Annotated in this window: 6 protein-coding genes; 3 read left to right on the top strand and 3 right to left on the bottom strand. The window is 73.6% G+C overall.

All coding sequences use genetic code 11. The features are described 5' to 3' along the window. Positions 1–169 precede the first annotated feature (169 nt). Both IE273_RS21115 and IE273_RS21110 read right to left on the bottom strand, forming a co-directional pair. Entirely contained in the window at positions 170–1,522 is a 1,353-nt protein-coding gene (locus IE273_RS21115; protein WP_189816733.1) for a serine hydrolase domain-containing protein, read from the bottom strand. 101 nt (positions 1,523–1,623) lie between these two features. Further along, positions 1,624–2,832 carry a cytochrome P450 gene (locus IE273_RS21110; RefSeq protein WP_189816732.1) on the bottom strand — a complete coding sequence of 403 codons (1,209 nt, stop codon included), beginning with the start codon at positions 2,830–2,832 and terminating at the stop codon, positions 1,624–1,626. A gap of 1,294 nt (positions 2,833–4,126) precedes the next feature. Between IE273_RS21110 and IE273_RS21105 the strand changes: the two genes are divergently transcribed. Beyond that, entirely contained in the window at positions 4,127–6,277 is a 2,151-nt protein-coding gene (locus tag IE273_RS21105; RefSeq protein ID WP_373309375.1) for a SpoIIE family protein phosphatase, read from the top strand. Positions 6,278–6,502: 225 nt separating this feature from the next. Here IE273_RS21105 and IE273_RS21100 read toward each other — a convergent pair whose 3' ends face one another. Beyond that, complete coding sequence (locus tag IE273_RS21100) at positions 6,503–7,864, bottom strand: S1 family peptidase (protein WP_229887313.1); 1,362 nt, start codon at positions 7,862–7,864, stop codon at positions 6,503–6,505. A 189-nt stretch (positions 7,865–8,053) separates the two neighbouring features. On the opposite strand from IE273_RS21100, the gene IE273_RS21095 reads away from it, so the two are divergent. Both IE273_RS21095 and IE273_RS21090 read left to right on the top strand, forming a co-directional pair. After that, positions 8,054–8,467, top strand: a complete 414-nt coding sequence (locus IE273_RS21095) for a PaaI family thioesterase (RefSeq protein ID WP_189816730.1) — start codon at positions 8,054–8,056, stop codon at positions 8,465–8,467. Positions 8,468–8,995: 528 nt separating this feature from the next. Then, positions 8,996–9,214 (top strand): type A2 lantipeptide, encoded by a 219-nt coding sequence (locus IE273_RS21090; RefSeq protein ID WP_189816729.1) that lies wholly within the window; start codon positions 8,996–8,998, stop codon positions 9,212–9,214. Positions 9,215–9,260 lie beyond the last annotated feature (46 nt).

Here is a 9,260-nt window from a genome sequence, read left to right as displayed (position 1 = left end):
GCCGGTCCCGGCGACCGGCGCCGTAGCCACGCGGGTCGACCCGAACGGGCCGCCGGATCAGCGGCTGGACCGGCACCGTCGCGTCACGGCCCGAGGCGTGAGTCGGCCAGGACACCGGCGCGATGCACCGGAACCGGCAGCGCGGCCCCGGACCAGCGGGCACCCGTGTTCAGTCAGGGTCGGTGCGGCGGGCCGTGCGGCCGGAGATCTGCACCCGGTCGAGCCGCCCGGTGGCCGGATCGCGGTGGAAGCGGCCCCCCGGTTCGAGGCGCCCGGTGCCCGGATCGAGCAGGTCGCAGGAGAGGTCGGCGTAGCAGACCAGCGGCAGGGGCAGGTCGCCGTCCACCGACAGGGCCGGCGAGCCGTCCGGTCCGGGCGCGATGCGGTAGGCCGTGGTGCCGTTGCGGTAGGTGCCCACGCACTCGGGCAGGGCGACGGGACGTCCCCGGTCCACGGCCGGCACGCCGGCGGGCACCCGTATGCCGGTCAGCCGGTCCAGTTCCTCCGCGAGGTCGCGCCACAGCGCGGTGGCACCCCCGGCGTTGCCCGTGAAGGCGACCACCACGCCGCTCTCCGGGTCGGCCCGCAGATGGCAGGACGTGCCCTGGGCGTTGCCGTCGTGCCCGCACCACACGCGTTCGTCCCGTTCGTAGAGGGCGAGCCCGGGACCCCAGCCGTCGGCCAGGGTGCCCGGCCGGGCGGCGGTCTCGGGGCGGCGCATCTCCTTGGCGACGGCGGGCGGCAGCAGGTCCGCGCGGCCGATCAGCGCGTCGCCGAACGCGGCGAGGTCCCGGGCGCTCGCGAGCAGCGCTCCGGCCGGCGCCTCCAGCGGTGCCAGGTTCTGCCGGGCCGGACGGGCCTGTCCGGTCGCGGAGTTGACGGCGTGTCCGGTGGCGGTGGGACGAGCGGGCGCGGGGTCACCGATGAACGCGGGGGTGACACCGAGGGGTTCGAGGAGCAGCGCCCGCACCGCCTCGTGCCACGACATGCCGGTGACCGTCTCCACCAGCCGTCCGGCGGCGACGTAGCCGGCGTTGGAGTAGGAGAAGTCGGTGCCGGGCGGGAACAGCGCGTCGCGGGCGGTGCACACGGCGGCGAGGTAGCGGGGGGCGGTGGTCGTGGCAGCGGCGTCCGAGTCCGGTCCGGTCGGCAACCCGCCGGTGTGGCTCAGCAGATGACGGATGGTCACCTCGGGGACGGCGCCGAGTTCGGGGAGGTGCGCGGCGGCGGGTTCGTCCAGGTCCAGGTCGCCGTCGTCGGCCAGGAGCATGACGAGCGCGGCGGTGCAGGGCTTCGTCAGCGAGCCCAGCGGGACCGCCGTGTCCTCGGTGAAGGGGCTGCCGGTCGTGACGTCGGCCGTACCGGTGTGCACGGCGATGAGATCCGTGCCGGTGTCCAGGGCCAGTTGGGCGCCGGGCACCCGGTGGGTCCGGGCGAGGGCGTCGAGACGGTCCTGTATCTCCCGGCGTAACAGGGACGGCGTCCGGGAGGCGGCCGGAGCGGTGGGGATGGTGTACGGCATGAGAAGGGGACTCCCGTTGGGTGGGTCTCATGTGCGGGTGTTCCGGTCCGGCCCGTGTGCGAGCGGTGTCGGGGCCGGCCGGTGCGCTGGGCGCGCTCGGGCTACGGTCTGCGGACCTCGACGGGCAGGTGCCGGACGCCGATGAGCACGGCCGGATTCTGGTAGGCGATGTCCTCGTAGGAGGGGATCGCCAGCATGCGGAATCGTTCATGCAGCATCCGCAGGGCGATCCGTGCCTCCAGCCGGGCCAGGGGCGCGCCGAAACAGAAGTGGATGCCGTGCCCGAAGGTCAGGTGCGGGTTGGGGTGCCGGGTCACATCGAACACGTCGGGCGCCGCGAAGCGGGCGGGGTCCCGGTTGGCGGCGCCCAGATGTGCCATGAGCAGGGTGTCGGCCGCGATCTCATGGCCACCGAGGACCACGGGCCGGGTGACGCGGCGGCCCAGTTCCGGGAACGGGGGCAGCCAGCGCAGCACCTCCTCGACGGCGGCCGGGATGCGCGCGGGATCGGCGCGCAGCGCGGCGTTCGTGCCGGGGTGCCGGTCGAAGGTGACGACGGCGTTGCCCAGCAGCGCGGTGGTGGTGATGTGCCCGGCGACCAGCAGCAGGGCCACGAATCCGACCATCTCCTGGTCCGCGAGACGGACGCCGTCCACCTCGGCGGCGACGAGTCTGCTGGTGAGGTCGTCGCCGGGGTCGGCGCGGCGGGCGCGGATGTGGTCGAGCATGTAGCCGTTCATCTCGCGCACCGTGGGCGCGATGGCCTCCAGGGCGCGTTCCAGGTCGGCCATGTCGGGCGCCTCGCCGAGCTGGTCGCCGCCGAACAGGACGCTCGCCCACTCCTGGAAGAGGCGGTGTTCCTCCCCCGGGATGCCGAGCAACTCGGCGATGACGATGATCGGCAGCGGATAGGCCAGCGCGTCGACCAGGTCGAACCGGTCGCGGTCGGCGACGGCGTCCAGCAGCCGGGCGCAGACGGCCTCGATGCGGGGGCCGAGCCCCTGGACCACCCGGGGGGTGAACGCCTGGCTGACCAGGGTGCGGAGCTTGCGGTGCTCCGGCGGGTCCATGCCGACGAAGTTGCCCTGCCGGAAGGTCTCGAAGTCGGACTGGGTGGGCGCGAGGGCGGACATGTCGGAGGAGTACGTCGCCGGGTCGGCGAGCACGGCGGCGACGGTCTCGTGGTCCAGCACCTGCCAGACGCCCTGCGTCTCGTCGTACCGCACCGGCCCGGCCTCGCGTAAGCCGCGCCAGCGGTCGGGTAACTCCTCCAGGAGGAGCTGTTCGCCCGTCGGTTGCTTGCTGATCACCTTGTCTCCTTGCTGGCGCGTGCGGGCATGGAGGAGTCATGCGCGCGGGGGAAGGCCATGGACCGGCGCCGACCAGGAGGCCGGGCGGTTCCGGGCACGGCTGCGCCCCCGCTGCCGGGACATCCGGACGGGAAGAACGTGACCCCCGTGTCCTCCTCGGGCGCGGCGACGTCGGCCGCCGCCGGACTGGTGTCCGGGTGGGCCGGAGACCCTCCGCACATGCGATGAGGTCTCAGCCCATGAGTGGGACTCAGCCCCTGCGATGCGTGTGGGGGGAATCAGCCCCTGCGATGCGCGCGGCGGGACTCAGACCCTGCGATGAAGGCCGTGGCCGCTGCGCGGCCGGCCACGGCCCCGTAGCGATCCCCGTCGTGCGGCGCGCCGATCCGACATAACCCATCCCCCTCGGCGATAGCTCCCGCGCACGGCTCACGCAGGACCCTCCCGGCTCGTGAGGTGTGAGAATACGCAGTCGCAGCGCGTGCCGCCCCACGATTGGCACGATGCGTACCCCGAGACACCTTCGTTTCGATGGAACTCGGCCACAGTCTTCACGGCGAGTCACACACAAGCAACCCCCTGAAGTTGAACGGAGAGTACTCTGCCGGTGCTTTTGCGTCACTGTCCGGCCACTCGCCGGGCCTGCGCGCGCACGAGACCCCCGGCCGGATCGTCGCCCCCGCGTGTGCCCCGGCAGCTGAGCCGCAAACCGAGCGCGTGGGGAAAACCCGTCGCCGTTTTCCGGACGGCAGTCGTCCGCGCCGCGACCGCACGCGGGCCGGTGCGCCGCGCCGCCGTGCGGCCCGATGGCCGGACTGCCCCTGATCAGGGGTGATGATTCGGCCAGCGGAGAGCCCGGACCCACTGCCCGGGCCGGTGGCGACACGCGCGGCGCGCCGCACCGGCCCACCGCCGACACGCCCGGCGGCCACGCGTACTCCAGGCCCGCGCTCGCCCGCTTCGGCTGCGCGCGGGGCCGAGAACGTCGGCCGATGCGGGTGGATTCGGCCATCCGGGCGCGGCGGGGGCGCACACGAGAAGCCCGTACACCACCTGTGCTTCTCGCCCACCGCCGGGCGCCGCCCGGGACGGCGGCCGGCCCTCCGGGGGACGGCGTTCTCGTCCGCAGCCCGCCCTCCCCTTCCGCGCCGGTGCATGGAGACGGCCGTGCGGGGTATGCGGAGCCATCCGGCACGCGCGGGCGCGAAGGGAGCTCCCTGAGCGTTCGCCGTGCGCGGGGCGCCGCCGCGAGGGAGTCTTGTGGCCGGGATGCGACGCGCGGCCGTACGAGGAGGTGGTCGGCGTGTCCGAGGGGCCGGAGCCGGGACGGGCGCCGGCGGCCGGGAGGGCGCCGGCCGGACAGCCGGTGCTGTCGCTGGCGCTGGCCACCCTGATGGAGGAGGTACAGGCGCACTCCGGCGCGGTCTATCTGCTCAGGCCCGACGAGACGGTCCTGGAAATGGCGGTCATGGCGGGCATGCCCCGCGCCTTCGCGGCACCGTGGGAGCGGATCGGGCTGAGCGCGCCGATCCCGGTCGCGGACGCGGCGCGCGAGAGGCGGCTCGTGTGGGTGGGCGGCGAGGCGGAGATGGCCCGCCGCTATCCCAGGATCTCGGTGGTGCTGCCGTACCCGTTCGCGCTGGCCGCCGCGCCCGTGGCGACGGAGCGCACGGTGTACGGCGCGGTGTTCGTGACCTGGCCGGGCACGCACCCGCAGGAGCTGGCGGACCGGGAGCGGCAGCACCTGACGGCGGCCTGCGCGCGGCTGGCGCGGCGGCTGGAGCGGGCCGCGCGGGAGGACCGCCCGCTCGGGTACGAGCCGGACGTGCTCGCGGCGCCGGTGTCGTTCGTGGCGGAAACGCTGGGCTCGGTCGAGGCGGTGCGGATGGTGTCCCGGCTGCCGTACGGACTGATGTCACTGGATCTGCACGGCCGTATCGGCTTCGTGAACGCGTCCGCCGCCGAACTGCTCGGCCGGCCCGCCGGGGAGCTGCTGGGCACGGTGCCCTGGGTGTCGGTGCCCTGGCTGAACGACCCGATGTACGAGGACCGTTACCGGGCGGCGCTGGTGAGCCAGCAGGTGACGTCTTTCGTGGCGCTGCGCCCGCCGGGCGAGTGGCTGTCGTTCCGGATGTATCCGAGCACGACCGGACTGAGCGTGCGCGTCACCCGGGCCCGGGCGGTGGCGGAGATGGCCGGCGGGACCCCGCGGGCGGGCCCGGCTCCGTCCCGGCTCGTGACGATCTCCCAGCTGCTGAGCCTGGCGGGCGCGCTGACCGAGGCGGTCGGGGTGCGGGACGTGGTGCAGCTGGTGTGGGACGAGGTGGCCCCGGCCGTTGGCAGCCAGGCGCTGGCGCTGCTGCGGGCACAGGGCGGGCGGATGCACGTGCTGGGGCACCGGGGCTACCCGGAGCCGCACATCGTGGAGCGGTTCGACGGGCTGCCGCTGTCCGAGCGCACGCCGGGCACACACGTCCTGAGCAGCGGGGTGCCCGCCTTCTTCGACTCCCAGGAGCAGCTCGAACGGCTGTACCCGATCCGGCACGACAGCCCGGACGGCTTCGCGGCCTGGGCGTACCTGCCGCTGATCGCGTCCGGGCGGCCGGTCGGCACCTGTGTGCTGGCCTACACGGAGCCGCACGTCTTCCCCGCCGACGAGCGGGCGGTGCTGACCTCGCTCGGCGGGCTGATCGCGCAGGCCCTGGAGCGGGCGCTGCTCTACGACGCCAAGCACCGCCTCGCGCACGGCCTGCAACAGGCGCTGCTGCCGCACTCGCTGACGCCCCCGCCCGGCATCGAGGCGGCGGCCCGCTATCTGCCCGCCACCCACGGCATGGAGATCGGCGGCGACTTCTACGACCTGGTGCCGACCCGGCCGCTGGCGGCGGCGGTGATCGGGGACGTCCAGGGGCACAACGTGACCGCCGCCGGCCTGATGGGCCAGATCCGCACCGGGGTCCGCGCGTACACCACGGTGGGGCAGGCACCGCACGAGGTGATGAGCAGCACCAACCGGCTGCTGATCGAGCTCGGTACCGAACTGTTCGCGAGCTGTCTCTACCTGCGGCTGGATCCGGCGCGCGGGCGGGCCGTCATGGCGCGGGCGGGTCATCCGCCGCCGCTGCTGCGCCGGCCGGACGGGCGGGTGCGGGTGCTGGACCTCGCCGGGGGCCCGCTCCTCGGGATCGACGCCTCGGCCCGGTATCCGACGACCGAGGTCTGCATGGTCCGCGGCTCGGTGCTCGTCCTTTACACCGACGGCCTGGTGGAGTCCCCGGGCATCGACATCGAGGACGCGCTGGTCGACCTCGGCGGGCTGCTCGCGGAGATCGGCAACCAGCCGCTGGAGAGCCTGGCGGACGAGGTGGTCCGGCACAGTGCGGGGGCCCGGGGGCGGGTGGACGACGTGGCGGTGCTGCTGCTGCGGGCACGCGACGACGGATGACGCGGTGCCGCCCGCGGCCCGGCGCCGGCGCGGGCGCCGGGCCCGTGCGGCCCGCGGCCGGGTCCGGCCCTCCCGCCGGAGGGCCGGACCACTCCCCCGCCGACCGGCCCAGCGGGTGACCGGCGGGGAACCCCGCGGGGCGTACCGGCCGGGTCAGTGCGTACCGGCCGGGTCAGTGCCCATCGGCTCACTGCCTGCCGGTCGGCTCACCGCCCGCCGGTCCGGTCAGTGGGAGCCGGTGAGGGACGACGACCCGTCGTCCGCCGCGCCGGCACCGGACGGATCGGCGCTGCCCCCGATCCGGTCACCGCCGGCACCGGCCTGGTCACCGGCACCCGCCTGGTCACCGGCGCCGGCTTCGTCACCGGCACCCGCGCCGGCCTGGTCGCCCGCTCCGTTGTCACCGCCGCCGCCACCGCCGCCACCGCCGCCGTCGCCGAGCGTCGCGCCGGTGGCCTGGAGGGCGGTGGTGACCGGCTGGAAGAAGGTCTCGCCGCCGCTGGTGCAGTCGCCGCTGCCGCCGGAGGTGAGGCCGAGGGCGCTGCCGTCCTGGGTGAACAGCGAGCCACCGCTGTCGCCGGGCTCGGCGCAGACGTCGGTCTGGATGAGGCCGGTGACGGTGTCGACGCCGTTCGGGTCGGTCTCGCTCTGGAAGTTGACGGTGGCGTCGAGGCCGGTGACCTGGCCGTCGTGCAGCCCGGTGGTGGAGCCCATCCGGAACACGGTCTCGCCGACGGTGGCGTCGGCGGCCTGGTTGATCCGGACGGTCCGGCCGTTGCCGGCGTTGACCTCGCTGGGCGCCTGGGTGTTCGGGTCGTCGTACTTGACGAGGGAGAAGTCGCCCTCGCCGGGGAAGGTGGCCTGGTCGACGGTGGCGATGGGCTGCCCGGTCTCGGAGTCGGACCACTCCTTGGCCGCGACCCCGCAGTGACCGGCCGTCAGGAAGGCGGGGCTGCCGTCGGAGGCGGTGACGTTGAAGCCGAGGGAGCAGCGGACGCTGCCGCCCTGCACCTGGGAGAAGATGGCGTCGCCGCCGGAGACGAAGGTCTTGAAGGTGCCGGAGGACTTCTTCAGGGTCGCCATGCCGGACCCGAGGCCGCGCACGGTCGACCGCAGTCTGTTCCAGTCGGCGCCGGTCACGGTGGAGTCGGCGGTGACCAGGACCTTGTCGGTGCGCGGGTCGACGGCCCAGGAGGTGCCGGGGATGGTCGCCCTGGTCCTCAACGTCTGTGCCGCGGCCTTGAGTTCGGCGATGCTGTTGTCGACCTGGCGGACCACCGCGCCGGCCTTCTTCGCCTGCACGACGACATTGCTGTCGCCGCTGACCACGTTGACGACGAGCCGCTGCTTGCCGCTGTCGTAGTAGGACCCGGCGAAGGCGTCGCCGAGGATCTTCTGGAGCCGGCCGGCGAGGCCGGAGGCGTCCGTGGCCTTCAGGGTCCTCGCGCCCGCCGTGCCGCCCGCGGTCGCGCTGTCCTGGTCCTGGGAGGCGTTGGCGTTGGGCAGCAGGAGGGCCGCCGCCCCGAGCGCCGCGACACCGCCCACCGCTACCGCGGCCTTGCGCTTGGGCATTCGCTTGTGACTCAAACTTCTCGACCTCCACGGGGTCTGCCGCTCACGGGCAGTGCGTATCGGGTTCGTACCGGGGCGCCTGGATGGCCGTACGTACGCACCGGCCGCGTGGTGTGTTCAATTCCGCTTCCGCACGGCCGTATCGGCGCGGGGAATCGGCCATGCTCCGCGTGTCGCGCTGGGGGGCCGGGAACAATCCCCCATATGACGATGACCACCGCCGAAGCCGACAAGATCCTCTCCGTCAACTTCGCCCCCTGGGTGCTCGATCTGGGCTTGACCGTCGAAGCGGTGGGCGAGGACCGGGCCGTGCTGCGTCTGCCCTGGTCCGGCCGGCTGGTCCGGGAGGGCGGCGGACTGTCGGGTCAGGCGCTGATGGCGGCGGCCGACACGGCGACGGTGATCGCCGTATCGGCCGCCCGGGGCGGGTTCGTGCCGATGACGACGGTGCAGCAGTCGACCTCGTTCCAGCGGGCGGTGACCGGCACGGATGTCCTGGTCGACGCGGTGCTCACCAAGCTGGGCCGCCGGATGGCGTTCGCGGACGTCACGTTGAGCGACGCCTCCTCGGGCGCGCTCGCGGCCCGTGCGAGCACGGTCTACGCGCTTCTCGGCTGACGCGATACCGGCCGGCACGATGCCGGCTGACGCAATGTGGGCTGACGCCACGCCGGTCGACACGATTCCACACTGACACGTTCAGCGACCGATCGGTAACGGTCAGCTGCGAACGCGAAGCGGAATCCACCCTTCAGGGAATCTGCACATCGAATGCCCAGGCGCGCCACGGCCGCCCGGAGATCTGCACATCCGCGCGCCCCCCGGCAGGTCTTTGGCGAGGAGTGCCGGATTCGCGATCCGCGGGGCAAGACACCCGGTGCGACGATGCCGTGCGCCATGTGAAGGAGTCGCCGACATGCCGTGCGCGCACCTGCACGGTTGGACCCCCCTCACGCGCCAAGTTCCCAGGTGAGAGCCCTGGTTGATTGGAAGCGCGCCCTGCGTGCGTGCTTTGATCCATCGCACCGCGGGGGTCCGGCGGGCCTCCGGAAACGGGGCCCGGCGCCTGCGGTCGCGGCCGTCCGTCTGTCCCCAGAGGGGGCCGCTCCCCCCTTGTGAGATATCCATATGAAGGGAAGTTCCACCATGAACTCCACCCCCCAGGTTGAGACCGTCGAGATCTCGGACGCCGAGCTGGACAACGTCTCCGGCGGTCTGTCCGTGAACACCCTCAACAGCACCCTGGGCACCGTCAACGCGGTGGCCCCGGGCGTGACCGGCCTGGTCAACACGGTCGTCGGCACCGTCGAGGGCGTCTCCGGCCTGAACGTCGCCCCGGTCAACGGCCTGGTCGCCAGTCTCTGATCGCACCTCGGTGTGACCGACGTCCCGGAGCCGTCCCACGGCTCCG

Source organism: Streptomyces olivaceoviridis, assembly GCF_014650115.1.
Taxonomy (GTDB): Bacteria; Actinomycetota; Actinomycetes; order Streptomycetales; family Streptomycetaceae; genus Streptomyces; species Streptomyces olivaceoviridis.
The sequence above is the reverse complement of the archived record's forward strand: the minus strand, read 5'-3'. Positions and strand labels throughout refer to the sequence as shown.